This is a genomic window from Candidatus Nitrotoga sp. 1052 (genome assembly GCF_927312905.1).
GTDB lineage: Bacteria > Pseudomonadota > Gammaproteobacteria > Burkholderiales > Gallionellaceae > Nitrotoga.
Genome location: NZ_CAKMHQ010000047.1, coordinates 1 through 1,012, shown reverse-complemented (window position 1 = coordinate 1,012; position 1,012 = coordinate 1). Strand labels below are relative to the sequence as shown.

1 protein-coding gene is annotated in these 1,012 nt (G+C 51.4%); it reads right to left on the bottom strand.

The annotated features are described in order from the left end of the window. Positions 1-912: IS30 family transposase (locus MJ768_RS09900; RefSeq protein WP_239291199.1), on the bottom strand; the 912-nt coding region annotated here is incomplete at its 3' end. Positions 913-1,012 lie beyond the last annotated feature (100 nt).

Here is a 1,012-nt window from a genome sequence, read left to right as displayed (position 1 = left end):
GAGTACTTTTCGAGGTCGGTGGTTGATCCGCTCTACCGCCTCCTGCACTTGTTCCTCGGTGATGTCTGTCAACTCCATGCCCTTGGGGAAGTACTGCCTCAATAGCCCGTTACTGTTCTCGTTCAACCCCCGCTCCCAAGAGTGATAAGGATTGGCAAAATAAATGTCCGCTTTTAGTTCTGCTGCCATTTTCTCATGCTCCGCAAACTCCTTGCCATTGTCGAATGTGATGGTGTGGCACTTATCCTTGTAAGGCGTCAGCAGGCGCGTTGTCACAGCTGTGACCCCGGCAGCATGCTTGCTGCGTATATGCCCCGCCAACACATAGCGCGACTTGCGTTCAGCCAGCGTAACCAATCCGCCTTTGTGGTTCTTGCCGATCACAGTATCGCCTTCCCAATCACCCATACGTGTTTTTTCCGCAACGATCTCTGGACGCTCATCAATGCTGACTCGGTTCTTGATCGTGCCACGTCGTTCTTGCCCGCTTGCATAACGCTTGCGGCGCGGTTTCTGGCTGCGCAAATGCCGGCACAGATTTCCTCCCTCCCATTTATCTGCGTAGATATGCCGGTAGATCGCCTCATGGCTAATCTGCAATTCACCTTCCAACTTAAGCCGATTGGCGGCTTGTTCTGGGCTGAGGTCTTCCCGGATCAACCTGTCGACTTCCGCCCAACTATCCGATGAGAATTGCTTGCCATTGATACAGGCTTGCTTGCGCTCATCACGTAACGATTGCGCCTGTTTTGGTCGCCAGCCGCGTTGACCTTTGTTTCGCCTAAACTCTCGTGAAATCGTCGACTTGTCCACGCCAATCTTTTGGGCAATCCGAGTTTGATTCAAACCCGCTTGTTTCAACCCATAAATCTGATATCGTTGCCCGCTGGTGAGCTGCTTATATTTCTTCATCTGTGCTCCTTTTACTTGGTCGTTTAAGTGGCTCCGATATTAACGCAGCTCGCCACCTAAATTCACTTACAAAAGTTGCACTTCAGAGTTGAATCCGCCA